The organism is Rhodanobacter sp. FW106-PBR-R2A-1-15 (assembly GCF_058789735.1).
On sequence record NZ_JBYTEM010000001.1, the window covers coordinates 71,260 to 88,080 of the forward strand.

The window sequence follows — 16,821 nt, forward strand, 5'->3', positions numbered from 1 at the left end:
ACCACCGCTTTGCAGGTTTCCATGGGAACGTTTACGCTCGCTTGAGCGATGCAAGCCCGGTGCGCACAAGACAGAAGGTTCGGTGGCACTGGCGGTATTCCGACGGAAGCCTTGATGCCAGCCGGATTTGTGCGGGTGGTGTTTCCCGATTTCGACGACACGCGGGTTCACATGGGCTCATTTAAGCGGTTTCCCTCCATCGACGCCATGCGCGGCATTACCGTGGCCGGCATGCTGCTGGTCAACGGTCCCGGCAGCTGGGACCACGTGTTCTGGCCGTTGAGTCATTCCGCATGGAATGGCTGTACGCCCGCCGACCTGGTGTTTCCGTTCTTTCTGTTCCTAGTGGGCGTATCGGTGGCGCTGGCGATCTTGCCGCGGCTGGAGCAAGGCGTGGCGCCTGCGTCGTTGCGCAACGCGGCGTTGCGGCGGGCCCTTCGCATCGTTGCGCTGGGGGTGGCGCTCAATGCGCTGGCGGCTTGGTGGCCGCCCGGCCACGAGCTGCGCTGGCCAGGCGTGTTACAGCGGATCGGCGTGTGCTTCGCGGTGACGGCAATGATGGCCGTCTACACGCCAAGGCGAGCTTGGTGGATCGCCATCGTGGCCTTGCTTGCCGGCTACACCGCGCTGCTGCTCTCCAGGGGCACGCTGGCGAAATGGGACAGCATCGTCGATCACGTGGACGGTGCAGTATTCGGTCGCCATGTGTGGGAAACCAACGCGATCACCGGCCAGGTGCACGATCCCGAAGGCTTGCTCAGCACCTTGCCCGCCATTGCCAGCAGCTTGCTTGGTCTGTGTGCAGGCGTGTGGCTGCGCGCGCGCAAGCTCGGGTTCCTGCTGATGGCGGGTGCGGCCGCAGTGGCGCTGGGCTGGCTGTGGTCGCAGTGGATTCCGTTGAACAAGAACCTATGGACGCCATCCTTCGTGCTGTGGACGGGGGGATGGGCGATGCTTGCCATGCTTGTGTTTCATTGGCTGGTGGACGTGCGCGGCTGGCCAGCCTGGGGACGTCGCTTCGGCGTCAACGCCATCGCCGCCTACGCCGGATCCGAGCTGGTGCTGGTTGTGCTGCCGGCCATGGGCTGGCAGCAGTCGATCTACCAGCATCTGTTCGCCAGTTGGATCGCACCGCTGGCCGGGCTGCGCGTCGCTTCGCTGGCGTTCGGGCTGGCGTTCGTGGCGCTGTGGTGGTTGATCGTGTATGCGATGGATCGGCGGCATGTCTATCTGAAGCTGTGAACGGTGTGCTTGCTCCGTGACCCGTGGGGCGCGCCTGTCTCCGTCGGCTCGATGCGTGACTGGGCTGGATAGGGGCGTGCAGCGCGTCGGCGGTGCGCGATATGAAAACGGGATTCCGAACATGCGTGAAAAAAGCGCCGCGCGTGACGTAAAACTGGGTAATCGGGCATGGGCGATGCTGGTGCTTGGGATGTGCCTGGCGTGGCCTTGCGGCGGGCGCGCCGCCGCATCTGCGCAACCGGTCTTCGACACTGCGCCGGCACGGGCGGCCCTGCAACGCCTGCTGCAGCAGCAACAGGCGCAGTTCGCCCTCGTCGCATTGGATCGCGGGCAGGGTGCGGATCGTTTCCGTATCAGTGGCGCGCCGGGGCACATCGTGGTGGCGGGCACCTCGCCTGCGATCATCCTGACCGGCGTGGAAACGTACCTGGAGCAGGTGGCACACGTCGGCATCGGCTGGCCTGGCGATAGCCTTTCGCGCCTGCCGGCCACGTTGCCGGCGCCGTCCTCGCCTATAGAACACCGTGCCGTCGTGCCGGATCGCTACGCGCTGAATGACACCGACGACGGCTACTCGAACGCCTATCTCGACTGGCCGGCATGGGAACACAAGATCGACCTGCTCGCCCTACACGGCATCGACGAGGTGTTCATGCCGGTCGGCACGGAAGAGGTGTACCGCCGCACCTTCCAGGATTTCGGCTACAGCGACGCGGAGATGCGTGCGTGGATTCCCGCCGCCGCGCACCAGCCGTGGTGGCTGCTGCAGAACATGTCCGGTTTCGATGCACCAATGTCGCCGCGACAGTACGCACGGCGTGTGGCGCTGACGCAGAAGATCGTGGCGCGCCTGCGCGCGCTGGGCATGACGCCGGTATTCCCCGGCTATTTCGGCACCGTGCCCGACGGCTTCGCGGCGAAGCATCCCGGTGCGAACGTGGTGTCGCAGGGCCAGTGGGCAGGGTTCACGCGGCCAGGCTGGCTCGACCCGCGCGATCCGCTCTACGCGAAGGTCGCGGCGGATTTCTATCGTCGGCAGCGCGTGCTGTTCGGCGACGGCACGATGTACAAGATGGACCTGCTGCACGAAGGCGGCCGCGCCGGCAACGTGCCGGTGGCGGATGCCGTGCACGGCGTGATGAAGGCGCTACAGGCCGCGCATCCGGGCGCGCGCTGGGTACTGCTGGGCTGGCAGCACAACCCGCTGCCGGCGGTGATCGACGCGGTTGATCGCCGGAGCCTGCTGATCGTCGACGGCCTGTCGGACCGCTACGACGGGCTGGACCGCGAGAAGGACTGGCACGGCGCGCCATACGCCTTCGGCAGCATTCCCAACTTCGGCGGCCACAGCACGCTTGGCGCGAATGCCGGCGTGTGGCTCGAGCGGTTCGCCGCGTGGCGCGACAAGCCGGGAAGCACGCTGCGCGGCATCGCCTGGATGCCGGAGGCCAGCGGCATCGACCCGGCGGCGTTCGCGCTGTTCACTGCGCTGGCCTGGGAGCCGGTGCCGCACGATGAAGCTGCATGGTTCAAGGCTTATGCCGACAGCCGCTACGGCGGCGCCGACGCGCATGCCGAGGCCGCGTGGCACATCCTCGGCGGAACCGCCTACGCCATGCCCTCGGACGGCGACTCGGAGCCGCAGGACAGCCTGTTCGAAGCGCGCCCTTCGCGGGACGTGGCCACGGCGGCGAGCTGGTCGCCGAAGGCGATGCGTTACGACGCGGGGCATTTCGACCAAGCCATCTGCGAACTGTTGCAGGTGGCGCCCGCGCTACGTGCCACCAGCGCCTACCGCCACGACGTGGTGGACGTCGCGCGGCAGGCGCTGGTCAACCACGCCCGCGTGCTGCTGCCACGGGTCAAGGCGGCCTACGAGGCGGAGGACGCCGCACGCCTGCACGCCCTCGACGCCGAATGGCTGGGTGACATGGTCCTGCTCGACCGCCTGCTCGCCAGCGATCCGCATTTCCTGCTCGGCAACTGGCTGGCGCCCGCGCGTGCGGCGGCCGGCAATGCCGCCGAGGCAGCGCAGTTCGAATACGACCAGCGCACGCTCGTCACCATCTGGGGCGATCGCGGCGGTGCCGACCGCGGCGGCCTGCACGACTACGCGAACCGCGAATTGTCCGGCCTGGTGAGCGGCCTGTATGAACCGCGCTGGCGGCGCTTCTTCGCATCGCTGGAGCAGTCGCTGGCGACCGGCAAGCCGCCCGAACCGATCGACTGGTACGCGATGGAATATGCCTGGGCGGCCTCGCAAAAGCTGGAGTCAACGACGCCACAGGGCGATCCGTGGCAACTGGCCTCCGACGTGGCGCGGCGGCTCGGAACCTGCAGGCCGTGAGGCTGCAATCCGTGCAGGGCGTTGCAGGCACAGGCAGTCGCCTATCGTGTATGACGCACTGCATCACGGATTGGATGGCGCGCCCTGCAATGTTTCGAGGTGGTGTGCCGCGCCGGTTGTTTGCGCGCCGGTTCGGCTGACCCGGCCAACTCTTGCCCATCGCACGCAGTGCGACCATTTCGCATCCTGATTCCCCACCTGTCGCCGCCCATGATACGTCGTGGGTAGATGCTGCAACCTCCTGCTGCGAAGGAGGAAGTCCCATGGCAGCCAAGAATCAAGTGCAGTTCCAACCCGGCCTGAGTCTGACGGCCTTTCTTGACCGTTACGGTAGCGAGCAGCAGTGCCGCGAGGCGCTGATGAAGGCACGCTGGCCGAAGGGATGGCGCTGCCTGGACTGCGGTCATACGAGTCATGGCCATCTCAAGCGTCGCGACGTGTACCAGTGCAATCGCTGCAAGCGGCAGGTGTCGCTGACCAGCGGCGCGCTGCTCGCCGAAACCAGGTTGCCGCTGCGGAGGTGGTTTCTGGCGATTTACCTGCTGACCCAGCACAAGAATGGCATCTCGGCGCTGGCGCTGCGGCGGCAATTGGGCGTGTCGTACCACACGGCGTGGCTGCTCAAGCACAAGTTGATGCAGGCGATGGTCGAGCGCGACAGCGAGCAGGTCCTGGGCGGCATCGTGATGATGGACGATGCGTACTGGGGCAGCGAACGCCACGGCGGCGGCGTGGGCCGCGGCAGCCCTGGCAAGACGCCGTTTGTGGCGGCGGTGCAGTGCACCGCCGAGGGGCACCCCATCGCCATGCGGATGGATGAGGTGGCCGGGTTTCGCAAAAAGGCGTTGGCGGCATGGGCCCAACGCCACCTGGCGCCGGGCACGGCGGTTGTCACCGATGGGCTGAAGTGTTTTCCGGGCGTGACCGATGCCGATTGCACGCATACCGCCATGCCCACCGGCGGCGGCGTCCCCACTCGGGGGCATCCCATCTTCACGGGGGTCAACACCGTGCTGGGTAACGTCAAGAACGCGCTGCATGGCACCTACCATGCGCTGCGTCCGAAGTACCTGCAGCGCTATTTGTCCGAGTTCTGCTACCGCTTCAATCGCCGCTTCGACCTGGCCGCCCTGGTACCGCGCCTCATCGTCGCCGCGGCGCGGACGCCGCCGCTGAGCTATCGGCTCGCAACGTTGGCTGCGTAAGGTGGGGAATCAGGAGCCGAGTTGTGCTCGGTAACGAGGTTATCCCCGGAGGCGTTCGATCGTTTCGGGCAGCTGATTCCTGCTGATTGGATCGAGCACGCCCTGCAGGCCACCGGCACGGCCTCGCTACGCCGTCGCCGCCTACCTGCCGAACGGCTGATCTGGTTGGTCATCGGGCTGGCCTTGTTTCGCAATGAACCGGTATGGCACATCGTGCGCCAGCTGGGCTTGGCGTTGGACAGCGAGACGCGCGTGGCACCCGCACCGAGCGCGACGGTGCAAGGACGCCAGCGGCTGGGCGAAGCGCCGTTGGCGCATCTGTTCGATCAGATCAGCCGTGCATGGTGTGCCGCGCCGCTTCCTGCGACCGGACTGTTCCAGGGACTGCGCCTGCTCGCTGTCGATGGCGTGGTGTGGTCGACGCAAGATACCGCCGAACATCGTGACGTCTTCGGTGGCGGTCATTCGCAACACGGCGAAGGGAGCCGGCCGCAGGTACGCGCGGTCTGTCTGATGGACGTGCATACCCATCTGATCCGAGCGGCAGCGTTGGGGGCCTATACCACCGGCGAGCTCAGCTATGCCCACGACCTGAGGGCGGCCACGCCCGATCATTCCCTGACGATCTTCGATCGTGCCTACTATTCGGCCGCGTTCCTATGGGCTTGGCAGCAGGCCGGCGAACAACGTCATTGGCTGATGCGAGCCAAGAGCTCACTGCGCTACGAGGTGATCCGTCCGCTGGGCGAAGGCGATGTCTGGGTGCGGCTACCCGTCTCGCCGCAAGCGCGCCGGCAACATCCCCACCTGCCAGCGTTCTGGGAAGCGCGATTGATCATCTGCTCGTCCGGGCGACGCTACCTGACCTCGCTGGCCGATCCGATCCGCCACCCCGCCGACCAGATCGCCGCGTGCTACCGCCAACGCTGCTAGGGCATCAGCCAGTCCCGCAACGCGGTGTCACTGGCCGCCAGCGGTTCGGCGCTGGCGCTGCGCGCCAGCATCGCGGCCAGCGCCGGGGGCAGGTCGAGCGGGTGGCCGAGCAGCGGCTCCACCACGCCCTCGAACTTGGCCGGGTGGGCGGTGGCGACCACCGCCCACGGCGCCTCGTCGCCATCCGCGCGCAGGCGGTCGAGCAGGTGCATCGCGGTGGCGGTGTGCGGGCAGAACACTTCGCCGTGTTCGCGCGCATGGGTGGCGATGGTGCGGCGGATGGTGGCATCGTCCACGCCGTGGGCCTGCAGCAGTCGGCGCAACGCGGATTCATTCGGGAAGGTCCAGCGCAGCCGCTCGAAGTTGCTCGGCGCACCGACGTCCATCGCGTTGGCGAGGGTGGCGACCGCTTCGCGCGGCCGGTAGTCGGCGCCGGCGAAGAACTCGGGCAGGGTGGCATTCGCGTTGCAGGCCAGCCGTACTTCGCCGACCGGCAAACCCATTCCACGCAGCCACAGACAGGCCATCGCGTTGCCGAGGTTGCCGGTGGGCACGATGAAGTTCAGCGGCGTGCCGTGTTCGCGCCACCAGCCCAGCGCGGCGTGCGCGTAATAGCTCATCTGCGGCAGCAGGCGGCCCAGGCTGATGCTGTTGGCGGAGGACAGCGGCACATCCGCCTGCAGTTCCGCGTCGTTGAGCGCGGCCTTGACCATGCGCTGGCAGTCGTCGAAGCGACCGGCCACGCGCAGCGCGGTCACGTTGTCGCCGAAGCAGCCGAGCTGGTGCGCCTGGCGCGGCGAGACCAGGCCGTCCGGATACAGGATCACCACGCGCACATGCGGCTGGCGATGGAACGCGGCGCCCACTGCCGCGCCGGTATCGCCCGAGGTGGCGACCAGGATCGTCAGCGGCCGTGCATCGCTGCGCGGCAGCCGGCGCAGGCAGGCGGCGAGGAAGCGCGCGCCGACGTCCTTGAAGGCCGAGGTGGGGCCGTGGAACAGCTCCAGCATCGCCGTGTGCAGATGCGCCGGCAGTGCGCGCAGCGGCGTGTCGAAGGTGAGCGCCTCGGCGCAGATCGCGGGCAGTTCATCGGCCAGCGCATCGCCGGCGAAGAACGGCGCCAGCAGGGTAGCGGCGGTATCCGCCAGCGTGCCGTGCGGGTCGAACGCGGCCGGATCGAGTCGCGGCAGGGACTCGGGCACGTACAGGCCACCGTCCGGCGCCAGCCCTGCGGCGATCGCCTGCCCGATCGGTACTGCCAGTCCGGCGTTTCGGGTGCTGTGGTAGCGAAGCAGTTCGCTCATATGCCTGACTCGTGTGCAGGGCGGGCATTGCCCGCCGGTTTTTGATGCTTGGCGGCGAGAGTGGCGGGCAGTGTCCGCCCTATAAGAGCGTTCATTCGTCGGCCTTGAGGGTTGCGATCAACGCGGCAGCAGCCGTAGGGCGGGTGCTGCCCGCCCTACGCCGGTCATGGCTGCGGCTCCACGTCGAGGGAGTCGATCAACGCGGCAGCCGGCCCGTTGACCGGCGACACCCACGCGTCGCTGTCCAGTCCGCCCTCGGCGAACGCGGCCTGCATCGCCGCGGCGGCCGCTTCGGCGTCGGTACGGTTGTCGTACCAGCCGAACACGCTGGGGCCGGCGCCGGAGATGCTGGCGCCCAGCGCACGGTGGTCGAGCGCGGCCTGTTTCACCTGGGCGAAGTGCGGGATCAGCGACGCGCGGCGCGGTTCCACCAGCACGTCCTTCAGGCCTTCGCGCACCAGCGCCGCGTCGCCACGCCAGCAGCCGGCCAGCACCAGGGCGAGATTCGAACTCTGCGCCACGAACTCGCCCAGCGCGTAATGGCCGGCCAACGCCGCGCGCGCCCGGCGCGTCTCCAGCACCACGTGCGGATGCACCAGCGCGCAGTGCCACGCCGCCGGCACGTCGATGCGCAGCAGGCGGTCGTGGGTGGCCAGCACCAGTCCGCCGAGCAGCATCGAGCCGAGGTTGTCGCCGTGGCGGCTGCCGCTGGCCACCGCTTCGCCGTCCAGCGCGAAGCCGTACAGCGCCTCGCGCGGCAGCGGCTTGGGCAGCAGTGCGTTGGCGGCGATCAGCGCGGCCACGCAGGAGGCGGCCGAGCCGCCCATGCCCGAGCCGAGCGCGATACCCTTGTGCAGCACCAGCTCGAAGCCGTGGCGCAAGCCCAGCGCCTTGCGCAGCGAGAGCAGCGCGGTGCCGGCGGTGTTGGCCCGCGGGTCGGTGGGCAGTTCGGTGACGCAGCCCGAGATCGACGCGATGCGCACCACCGGCTCACCGATGCGGCGCACCTCGGCGCGGTCGCCGGCGCCGGCCACACTGTGGCCGAGCAGGTCGAAGCCGACGCCGACATTGCCGACGCTGGCCGGCGCGAACGCGCAGGCGGCTTGTGGAGGATGGGCGCGGCGCGGTGCAGCCATGACGGGTTCCAGTAGCGGGGTGTTCATGCGCGTGCCTCCAGCGACTCGGCGATGCGCAGCAGGTCGGTGAACACGCCGGCGGCGGTTACCTCCGGGCCGGCGCCGGGGCCTTGCACGATCAGCGGATTATCGCAGTAGCGGCGGGTGCTGAACTGCACGATGTTGTCGGTCAGCCGGGTGTGCGCGAACGCGTGGGAGGCGGGCAGCACCTGCAGCCGCACGCTGGCGCGGCCGTGCCGGTCCAGCTGCGCCACGTGGCGCAGCACGCCGCCTTCGGCGCGCGCCTCGGCCAGTTTCGCCGCCATCAGCGCATCGAGGGCGTCGAGCCGCTGCATGAAGTCGCTCAGCGGCAACGCGGCCAGTGCGTTCGGCACCAGGCTTTCCAGATCGACTTCCTCCAGCGACAGCGGCCAGCCCGCCTCGCGCGCGAGGATCACCAGCTTGCGCGCCACGTCCAGCCCGGACAGGTCGTCGCGCGGGTCGGGCTCGGTGTAGCCCAGCGCGTGCGCCTCGCGCACCAGCACGGAGAACGGCTGGTGGCCGTCGTGGCGGTTGCACAGCCAGGCCAGCGTGCCGGAGAACATGCCGTGCACCGCGAACAGTTCGTCGCCGGTGTCGAGCAGGTCGCGCAGCGTCTGCACCACCGGCAGGCCGGCGCACACGGTGGCTTCGTAGCGGAAGCGCGCGCCGCCGGCGCAGGCCGCGCGGATCGCCTGCCAGCGCGGCAGCGGGCCGCTGCCGGCCAGCTTGTTCGGCGTCACCACGTGCAGCCCGGCGGCGAGCCAGCGCGGATAGTGCGCGGCCACCGCGTCGCTGGCGCTGCAGTCGATCAGCAGCGCGTGGCGGCCGTCACTGCCGCGCACGTGGTCGGCGAACGCGTCCAGGTCGTTCGGCCGCCAGATCTGCGCGCCGCCGTGGCGGGCGTTGAGCTCGGCGTCGTCGCAGTCCAGCCACATGCGTTTGCTGGCCACCACACCGCAGAGTTTCAGTTCCAGCGCGCCGTCGCGAGCCAGCCGTGGTTGCGCGGCACGCAGCTGTTCCAGCAAGGCGCTGCCGACGCGGCCGGGGCCGATCACGCCGACCGCCAGCACGCGTCGCCGGGTCGTGCCGGTGCGGGCCAGCGACAACGGCGGCGGCAGGGAGTGCTGGACTTGCTCGGGTGCACAGGTGATCACGGTGGCCTCTCCGGTGGAGGCCCGTTCTCGCTGGCGTGTCGGCATGGGCCGGCCCGCCTCTTCGAGGGCGGGCCGTTGCGTGGGAAAACTCAGCTACGCACGACGCTCCGCCCGGGACCCGTGGTACCGGTGGTAATCGTGGTGGTAATGACGGCGATGACGCCGGCGTGCATGGCCATGCGCCCGCTGCGGAGCGGGACAGGATGCATGCGTGCTGGCGCGGAAAGCGGCGACATGGACTCGACCTTAAAGCCTATGCTGCACTGCGGTCAACAGGTGCATTTGCAACTTTCGTGCAGCGCCACACCTGCGGCAGGTTGTCGCGGCAAGCTGGTTGCCGTCGGCCGACGCTGCTCGCGAGGCCTACAATTCGCCGGATGAATAGGTTCGTTTCACTGTGCCGGCGACTGCGTGGGCAGGCGCCGTGTGCGGCTTTTGCGCTGTTTGTGCTCGGCATGGGCAGCGCGGCGATGGCCGCCACACCGCCGCAGGCCGGCGCCGCCCCGGGCGTACCCGACACCATGCAGCAGCGCGTGGCGGCATGCACCAGCTGCCACGGCGTGCACGGCGAGGGTTCGGCGGACAACGTGGCGATCCCGCGCCTGGCCGGCAAGCCGGCCGGCTACCTGGTGCAGCAGCTCGAATACTTCCAGACCGGCCAGCGCCGGCACGCGCCGATGGAATACGTGGTGCGCCAGCTCAGCCCGGCGTACCTGCGCGATATCGCCGCCTACTTCGCGCAGCAGGACGTGCCCTACCGCAGGCAGCCGGTGCCGGCGGTGTCGGCAGAGATCCTGCGGCGCGGCGAGCAGCTGGTGCTGCGCGGGGACTCGACCCGCGGCGTGCCGTCGTGCGTCAGCTGCCACGGCGCCAAGCTCACCGGCGTGGAACCGATGATGCCCGGCCTGATGGGCCTGTCCTACGACTACCTCAACACCCAGCTGGTGTCGTGGCGCACGCGCCAGCGCGCGGCCGAAGGGCCGTACTGCATGGGCGTGGTCGCCAACCGCATGCGCGAATCGGACATCGCCGCGGTATCCGCGTGGCTGGCCGGCCAGGAACCGCCGGCCGACCTGCACCCGGTGCCGGCCAGCGCGCACACCGAACCGTTGCCGGGCTGGTGCGTGATGGGCAAGAGCGGAGCAGGTCAATGACGTGGTGGCGACGCGGAGGATGGGTGCTGGCGCTGCTGGCGGTGGTCGGGGTGGGCTGGCTGTACTTCGGCCACGCCGGCCAGTCGGCGTCATCGCCGGCGCAGCGCGAGGCGGATGCCGCGGCGTTGCGCGACCCCGCGCTGATCGCGCGCGGCGAATACCTGGCCACGGTGGGCGATTGCGCTGCCTGTCACACCGCGCGCGACGGCCAGCGCTACGCCGGCGGCCGCTCGCTGGGTACGCCGTTCGGCGACGTACCGGCGCCGAATATCACGCCCGATCCGGACACCGGCATCGGCCGCTGGAGCGTCGACGATTTCTGGCGCGCGCTGCACGAAGGCAAGGGCCGCCAGGGCGAGCTGCTGTACCCGGTGTTCTCCTACACCTCGTTCACCAAGGTGAGCCGCGACGACGCGCTGGCGATCTTCGCCTACCTGAAATCGCTGCCGCCGGTGCATCGACCCGACACGGAGCTGGGGCTGGGCTTTCCCTACAACGTGCGCAACAGCCTGGTGGCGTGGCGCGCGCTGTACTTCAAGCCGGGCGAGTTCAGGCCCGATCCGGCGAAGCCGCCCGAATGGAACCGCGGTGCCTACCTGGTGCAGGGCCTGGGTCACTGCAACGAGTGCCACACCACGCGCGATTCGCTCGGCGGCATTGCGCCGGAGCGCCACCTCACCGGCGGACAGATCCCGCAGCTGGACTGGTACGCGCCGGACCTCAGCACGCAAGCCGGCGGCGGCCTCGACGGCTGGCGCGCGCAGGACATCGTCGACCTGCTGAAGACCGGCCAGTCGGCGAAGGGCACCGCGTTCGGGCCGATGGCCGACGTGGTGCGCAACAGCACCCAGCACCTGAGCGATGCCGACCTGCAGGCGGTGGCTACTTATCTGCAGTCGCTGCCGCCGCGCCCGCAGCCCGTGACCGCGCCGTTCACGCAGGCGGCCAGCCACGAGCAGGGCGGCCAGCTCTACGCGCAGCGCTGCGCCGACTGCCACGGCAAGGATGGCCGCGGCGTGGCCGGCGTCTACCCGCCGCTGGACGGCAACACCTCGGTCACCGAACCGACCGGCATCAACGCGATCCGCAGCGTGCTGCTCGGCGGCTTCGCCCCAGCCACCGCCGGCAACCCGCAGCCGTACTCGATGCCGCCGTTCGCGCAGTCGCTCAGCGACAAGGACGTCGCCGCGGTGGTCAGCTATATCCGCCAGTCGTGGTCGAACAAGGCCGCTGCGGTGCAACCAGCCGACGTCGGCAACTACCGCAACACGCCGGTCGACTGAGCTGTGGCCGGAGTTTTGTCCACGCCACGTGTTGCTCCCTCCCCCTGCTTGCAAGGGAGGTCCGGGGTGGGGTCCGCTCTTGATCTTTCTACCGTCCCGACGAAGTACCTTGGCCCTGCAGTGACCGGTTGCCGGCGCACTGCGGCGTCCGAACGCAGGCCCCCGGCGGGCGCGATTTGACGTGGGTCATGGCGAGCGTGCCGTCGCGCCTGCACGCTGCGCGGGATAGCCATCCACCGTTTGCTCACCACGGTTCACGGGCATGATCCAGCTCAGCTACAGCACCTTCGGCCTCACCCAGCTGCCGTTCCTGGACGCCATCGACGCCGTGGCCCGCGCCGGTTACGCGGGCATCGAGCTGTCCTTCCACCGCGACCAGTTCAACCCCTTCAACCTCGACGAGGCCGACCTCGACGCCGTGCGCGCGCGCCTGGATGCAGCGCGCATCGTGCCGGCCTGCGTGGCCACCGCCTCGCACTTCTTCACCCCGTCGCGGCCGCACGAGCCGTCATTGATGACACTGGACGTGGCCGGGCGCAAGCGCCGCATCGACCTGGTCAAGCGTGGCATCCGCGTGGCGCGTCGGCTGGGCGTGAAGCTGGTCACCTTCGGCAGCGGGTTCCTGCGCGAGGAGCACGTGCGCCAGCCGCAGGTCGATCCGGGCGAGCTGCTGGCCGACAGCATCCGCGAATGCCTGCGCGAGATCCGCGACGACGAGGACATCACGCTGCTGATCGAACCCGAGCCGGGCATGTATGTCGAGACGCTGGAGCAGGGGCTGGCGCTGATCCGCGCGGTCGGCTCGCCGCGCTTCGCGCTGCACATCGACATCTGCCACGCCTACTGTTCCGAGCCGGACTACATCGGCGCGCTGGCGAAAGCCGCGCCGCATGCCCGCTACCTGCACATCTCCGATGCGCGCCAGGGCCACAACCTCAGGATCGTGCGCGACGATGCCGTGCCGGCGCTCGACCTCGATGCCGCCAGCGCACTGGTGTACTTCCCCGATACGGCGGACTACCTGCTGCTGGATCGTCGCCACCCGCTGTACTTCGCCGACCGCGCGCCCGACCCGGCGCGGCGCCGGCGCATCGACGCGCTGCTGGCGCAGGCCGGCATCGATCAGGCGGCGGGCCTGGTCGACTACGCCAGCCTGTACGCCGGCGCCTCGCCGCTGGACGACGAGATCTTCACCTACTTGATCTCGGTGCCGGGGCTGAGCTTCGACGTGCTCGAACGGGCCTGGCCGATCGTCGCCCACCTGCGCGGCGTGCGCGGCCCGGCGCTGTTCGAGCGGATGGTCGCCAACACGCGCACCGGCATCGTGCATTTCCACGAGATTCCCGGCGAGGGCACGCTGGACCTGGCCGCCAGTTTCCGGGCGCTGAACGCGCACGGCTTCGACGGCTTCGGCTCGGTCGAGCTCTATCACCACGTCGATGGCTGGCAGCAGGCGCTCGACCAAAGCTACCGCCACCTGGCCGCCATCGCGCAGCCGACATGAGCGCGTCCGGCCGTTCCACCGAGCAACCATCATGATCGACTTCGAGGCATTGGGCTGGCGCAGCGATACCGTCGGCGAACTGGACCACCGCCTGCTCAAGGCGCCCAGCGTCAAGCTGCGCGGCGCCCGTGCGGGCGCCGCGGGCGACGTCGTCTACAGCATCGACCTGCGCCTGCGCCGGCCGAACGCCGACGCCTGCCTGTCCAGCACCGAGCTGCATTCGATCGAGCACTTCCTGCTCGAAGGCTACGGCCGCCTGCTGCCACGGCATTTCATCGGCGTCGGCGTGATGGGTTGCCAGACCGGCTTCTACCTCACCCTGCTCGGCGAAGGCCGCCGCGCGGTCGTCGAGGGCGCGCTTGAGGCCATCCTCGAAGGCGTGCTCGTGGCCGACGCGGTGCCGTATGCGCGCATCGACCAGTGCGGCCACTGGCGCCACCACGACCTGGCGCGGGCGCAGGCCGTGGCGCGCGAGGTACTGGCGCAACGCGCGGCGTGGCAGGACATCACATGAGCGCGGCGGAGGGCGCGCGCTGGCAGGTCAGCGCCACGCGTCGGATCGAATACGACCTGCTCAACGTGGCCGACGTGTTCGATCCGCGCAGCGATGCGCTGCTGTCGATGGGCCGCGTGCGGGACGGGCGCCGCTTCGTGGTGGTCGACGAATGCGTGCACGCGCATCACGGCGCACGCATCCGCGCCTATTTCGCCCAGCACCAGGTCGATGCGCGCATCATCACCCTGCCGGGCGGCGAGGGCGGCAAGACGCTGGACGCGTGGCTTTCGGTACTGCGCGAGCTGGACGGCTTCCCGATCCATCGCCGCGACGAGCCGGTGATCGCCATCGGCGGCGGCGTGCTGACCGACGTAGTCGGCTACGCGGCGGCCAGCTACCGGCGCGGCGTGCCGCACATCAAGGTGCCGACCACGCTGATGGGCTACGTCGACGCGGCGGTCGGGATCAAGACCGGGATCAACTTCAATGACCACAAGAACCGTCTGGGCAACTTCGAGCCGCCGCGCCGGGTACTGCTGGACCGCAGCCTGCTGCGCAGCCTGCCGCCGCGGCACCTGCGCAACGGCGTGTGCGAGATCGTCAAGCTGGCGGTGATCCGTGACGCCACGCTGTTCGGTCTGCTGGAACGCCACGGTGCCGCGTCGCTGGCGAGCGCCTTCCAGGATGCGCGCGGCGGGGAGATCCTCGACCGCGCCATCGGCGGCATGCTGGAAGAGCTGGCGCCGAACCTGCACGAGGAAGAGCTGGCGCGCAAGGTCGACTTCGGCCATACCTTCAGCTACGGCCTGGAAACCCGCTACGGGGACGACCTGCTGCACGGCGAGGCGGTGCTGCTGGACATCCTGGTGTCGACCGCGATCGCGCGTCGGCGCGGCCTGCTCGACGCGGCCGCGGCCGGCCGCATCTTCGCCCTGGTCGAGCGCCTGCAGCTCGCCCCCGAGCTCGCCCTGCTCGACGCCGAACTGATGTGGCAGTCGCTGCTCGATCGCGTCGAGCACCGCAACGGCCTGCAGCGCGTGCCGTTGCCTGCGGGGCTGGGCGAGTGCGTGTTCGTCAACGACATCGCGCGCGCGGAAATCGAAGCCTCCATCCATACCCTGAACCAGCGGACCACGAGCAGCCATGACCGAATCGCCGAATGTTGACGCCGGGGAAATCGCCCACTTCAACCGCATCGCCCAGCTGTGGTGGGACCCGCACGGCAAGATGGGGCAACTGCACGCGATCAACGACCTGCGCCTGCGCTTCATCACCGACCGCATCGGCGCACCGGCGCCGCGTATTGTCGACGTGGGCTGCGGCGGCGGCATCCTGGCCGAGGCGCTGGCCAAAACCGGCGCACGGGTGACCGGGATCGACCTGTCGCGGCTGTCGCTGGACATCGCCCGCCAGCATGCCGAACGCGGCGGGCTGGCCATCGACTACCGCGAGCTCAATGCGGAGATCCTCGCGCGCGATGAGCCCGGCAGCTTCGACGCCGTCACCTGCATGGAGATGCTCGAGCACGTGCCGCATCCGGAGCAGGTCATCGCCGCCTGCGCGGCCCTGCTCAAGCCGGGCGGCGTGGCGTTCTTCTCCACCATCAACCGCACGTTCAAGGCGTTCGCCTTCGCCATCGTGGCCGGCGAGTACATTCTCGGCCTGCTGCCGCGCGGCACCCACCACTACAGCAAGCTGATCCGGCCGGTGGAGATGCGCGCGTGGGCCGGTGCGGCGGGGCTCGAATTCAGGGCGGTCGACAGCCTCATGTACAACCCGCTGACGCGCCGCTTCCGGGTCGCGCCGAACCGCGAAGACATCAACTACATGGCCTGCTTCGTCAGGAAGGGCTGAAACCCATGCGGCGCTTTCTCGCCTTGTCGCGCTCCTTCCACGGCGTGCTCGACATCGCCATGCCCGGCTTCGTCGCGCTGCTGTGGCTGGGGCACTTCCCCTCGTGGCGGGTGCTGGCGCTGTCCCTGGCGACCGCGCTGGCCGGCTATACGGCCATCTACGCGCTGAACGACCTGATCGGGGTGAAGGACGACAAGGAAAAGGTCGCCGGCGGGATCACCCCGGGCTACGCGGTCGAGGCTTCCGCCATGCGCTACCCGCTGGCGCAGAACCTGATCAGCATGAAGGGCGCGCTGGCGTGGTTCGGCTGCTGGTTCGCGCTGGCCGTGCTCGGCACCTGGCTGCTGAACCCGCGGATCCTCGTCATCGTGTTCGCCGCCGCGGCGCTGGAAGTGGTCTACGTCAAGCTGCTCAAGGTCACCTGGTGGCGCACCGTGGTCAGCGGCCTGGTCAAGTCGGCCGGGCCGATCGCCGCGGTGTTCGCGGTCATTCCCGAGCCGTCGTGGTCTGGGCTGCTGGGTTTGCTGGCGTGGCTGATGCTGTGGGAGATCGGCGGGCAGAACATTCCGGCCGACTGGAACGACATCGAAGAGGACCGCCGCATCGGCGCGCGCACCATTCCGCTGGTGTTCGACCTGCGCACGGCGGGCGTGCTGGTGGTGGTCTGCCTGGGCGTGGCCGTGCTCGCCAGTGCGCTGCTGCCGCGTCTGTCGCCGCTCGATGGCGGCTGGCCGTTCCAGTTGGCCATCGTCGCCGCCGGCGCCGGCCTGCTGCTGCTGCCGGCGATCCGCCTCGCGCGCACGCTGGACGGCCGCCAGGCGGCGCGCCTGTTCGACCGCGCCAGCCTGTATCCGCTGGCGCTGCTGGCGATCGTCACGGTGTTCGTGTTGATCCGCTGAGGCGGCCATCGAATCGCCACCACAGGGTCCTTGCCCGGTCGCATCGATGTCTGGCTTGTTGTTGCTCCCGCGCGAAAGGCCTTCGTCCCTGGCATCTGTAGGAGCCCGCTCGCGGGCGATGCTTTGGCTTATCTCCACGTTCTAGCGAAGAGCTTTCAAGCAAGAGCTTTCGTCTGCCTGCGGCAGCCGAGTTACTTTCTCTTTGCGTGGCCAAAGAGAAAGATAACCAAAGAGAAAGGCCACCCCGCTTCCGCGCCTTGCGGGCATCCTGCCCGCAAGGTTCGCGTGC

General features: G+C 69.2%; 13 protein-coding genes and 1 pseudogene. 11 read left to right on the plus strand and 3 right to left on the minus strand.

The annotated features are described in order from the left end of the window. Positions 1–171: 171 nt before the first annotated feature. From AC3WTD_RS00285 to AC3WTD_RS00300, 4 genes and pseudogenes are all read left to right on the plus strand, one after another. A complete protein-coding gene (locus tag AC3WTD_RS00285; protein ID WP_027493292.1) occupies positions 172–1,242 on the plus strand; it encodes an acyltransferase family protein in 1,071 nt (356 codons plus the stop codon). Between the two features lie 121 nt (positions 1,243–1,363). Beyond that, entirely contained in the window at positions 1,364–3,589 is a 2,226-nt protein-coding gene (locus AC3WTD_RS00290) for an alpha-N-acetylglucosaminidase (RefSeq protein ID WP_235642491.1), read from the plus strand. Between the two features lie 263 nt (positions 3,590–3,852). Next, positions 3,853–4,788: pseudogene (locus AC3WTD_RS00295) on the plus strand (IS1595 family transposase); the annotation flags it as partial. Between the two features lie 27 nt (positions 4,789–4,815). Continuing rightward, a complete protein-coding gene (locus tag AC3WTD_RS00300) occupies positions 4,816–5,727 on the plus strand; it encodes an IS4 family transposase (protein ID WP_492612664.1) in 912 nt (303 codons plus the stop codon). On the opposite strand, the gene thrC is transcribed toward AC3WTD_RS00300, so the two are convergent. The 3 genes from thrC to AC3WTD_RS00315 all read right to left on the minus strand — a co-directional run bounded on the left by thrC (position 5,724) and on the right by AC3WTD_RS00315 (position 9,342). Next, positions 5,724–7,031 (minus strand): threonine synthase, encoded by a 1,308-nt coding sequence (gene thrC / locus AC3WTD_RS00305; RefSeq protein WP_492612665.1) that lies wholly within the window; start codon positions 7,029–7,031, stop codon positions 5,724–5,726. The two genes, AC3WTD_RS00300 and thrC, sit on opposite strands and share 4 nt — an antisense overlap. Before the next feature lie 164 nt (positions 7,032–7,195). Beyond that, positions 7,196–8,194: a homoserine kinase gene (locus AC3WTD_RS00310; RefSeq protein WP_492612666.1), complete on the minus strand. Its 999-nt coding sequence runs from the start codon at positions 8,192–8,194 to the stop codon at positions 7,196–7,198. After that, positions 8,191–9,342: a homoserine dehydrogenase family protein gene (locus AC3WTD_RS00315; RefSeq protein WP_492612667.1), complete on the minus strand. Its 1,152-nt coding sequence runs from the start codon at positions 9,340–9,342 to the stop codon at positions 8,191–8,193. The genes AC3WTD_RS00310 and AC3WTD_RS00315 overlap by 4 nt, the downstream gene beginning before the upstream one ends. Positions 9,343–9,719: 377 nt before the next feature. Between AC3WTD_RS00315 and AC3WTD_RS00320 the strand changes: the two genes are divergently transcribed. The 7 genes from AC3WTD_RS00320 (at position 9,720) to AC3WTD_RS00350 (ending at position 16,532) form a co-directional block, all read left to right on the plus strand. Further along, positions 9,720–10,496 (plus strand): c-type cytochrome, encoded by a 777-nt coding sequence (locus tag AC3WTD_RS00320; protein ID WP_492612668.1) that lies wholly within the window; start codon positions 9,720–9,722, stop codon positions 10,494–10,496. After that, positions 10,493–11,779: a c-type cytochrome gene (locus tag AC3WTD_RS00325; RefSeq protein ID WP_492612669.1), complete on the plus strand. Its 1,287-nt coding sequence runs from the start codon at positions 10,493–10,495 to the stop codon at positions 11,777–11,779. The genes AC3WTD_RS00320 and AC3WTD_RS00325 overlap by 4 nt, the downstream gene beginning before the upstream one ends. 262 nt (positions 11,780–12,041) lie before the next feature. Further along, positions 12,042–13,283, plus strand: a complete 1,242-nt coding sequence (locus tag AC3WTD_RS00330) for a sugar phosphate isomerase/epimerase family protein (RefSeq protein ID WP_492612670.1) — start codon at positions 12,042–12,044, stop codon at positions 13,281–13,283. A gap of 31 nt (positions 13,284–13,314) precedes the next feature. Then, on the plus strand, positions 13,315–13,797 hold the full coding sequence (locus tag AC3WTD_RS00335; RefSeq protein WP_492612671.1) for an S-ribosylhomocysteine lyase: 483 nt from the start codon (positions 13,315–13,317) through the stop codon (positions 13,795–13,797). Then, entirely contained in the window at positions 13,794–14,945 is a 1,152-nt protein-coding gene (locus tag AC3WTD_RS00340; protein WP_492612672.1) for a sedoheptulose 7-phosphate cyclase, read from the plus strand. The genes AC3WTD_RS00335 and AC3WTD_RS00340 overlap by 4 nt, the downstream gene beginning before the upstream one ends. Continuing rightward, the gene (gene ubiG / locus AC3WTD_RS00345) at positions 14,923–15,633 is read left to right on the plus strand and encodes a bifunctional 2-polyprenyl-6-hydroxyphenol methylase/3-demethylubiquinol 3-O-methyltransferase UbiG (RefSeq protein ID WP_027493591.1); all 711 of its coding nucleotides are present in this window, start codon (positions 14,923–14,925) and stop codon (positions 15,631–15,633) included. Before AC3WTD_RS00340 ends, ubiG begins: the two co-directional genes overlap by 23 nt. A gap of 5 nt (positions 15,634–15,638) precedes the next feature. Beyond that, positions 15,639–16,532, plus strand: a complete 894-nt coding sequence (locus AC3WTD_RS00350; RefSeq protein ID WP_492612673.1) for a UbiA family prenyltransferase — start codon at positions 15,639–15,641, stop codon at positions 16,530–16,532. The last annotated feature ends 289 nt before the right edge of the window (positions 16,533–16,821 follow it).

Bases quoted from the DNA above. Each gene is read 5' to 3' on its own strand.
- AC3WTD_RS00290 (WP_235642491.1), top strand. From the start codon at position 1,364: ATGCGTGAAAAAAGCGCCGCGCGTGACGTAAAACTGGGTAATCGGGCA.
- AC3WTD_RS00330 (WP_492612670.1), top strand. From the start codon at position 12,042: ATGATCCAGCTCAGCTACAGCACCTTCGGCCTCACCCAGCTGCCGTTC.
- AC3WTD_RS00310 (WP_492612666.1), bottom strand. From the start codon at position 8,194: ATGAACACCCCGCTACTGGAACCCGTCATGGCTGCACCGCGCCGCGCC.
- AC3WTD_RS00340 (WP_492612672.1), top strand. From the start codon at position 13,794: ATGAGCGCGGCGGAGGGCGCGCGCTGGCAGGTCAGCGCCACGCGTCGG.
- AC3WTD_RS00285 (WP_027493292.1), top strand. From the start codon at position 172: ATGGGCTCATTTAAGCGGTTTCCCTCCATCGACGCCATGCGCGGCATT.
- AC3WTD_RS00335 (WP_492612671.1), top strand. From the start codon at position 13,315: ATGATCGACTTCGAGGCATTGGGCTGGCGCAGCGATACCGTCGGCGAA.
- thrC (WP_492612665.1), bottom strand. From the start codon at position 7,031: ATGAGCGAACTGCTTCGCTACCACAGCACCCGAAACGCCGGACTGGCA.
- AC3WTD_RS00320 (WP_492612668.1), top strand. From the start codon at position 9,720: ATGAATAGGTTCGTTTCACTGTGCCGGCGACTGCGTGGGCAGGCGCCG.
- ubiG (WP_027493591.1), top strand. From the start codon at position 14,923: ATGACCGAATCGCCGAATGTTGACGCCGGGGAAATCGCCCACTTCAAC.
- AC3WTD_RS00325 (WP_492612669.1), top strand. From the start codon at position 10,493: ATGACGTGGTGGCGACGCGGAGGATGGGTGCTGGCGCTGCTGGCGGTG.
- AC3WTD_RS00350 (WP_492612673.1), top strand. From the start codon at position 15,639: ATGCGGCGCTTTCTCGCCTTGTCGCGCTCCTTCCACGGCGTGCTCGAC.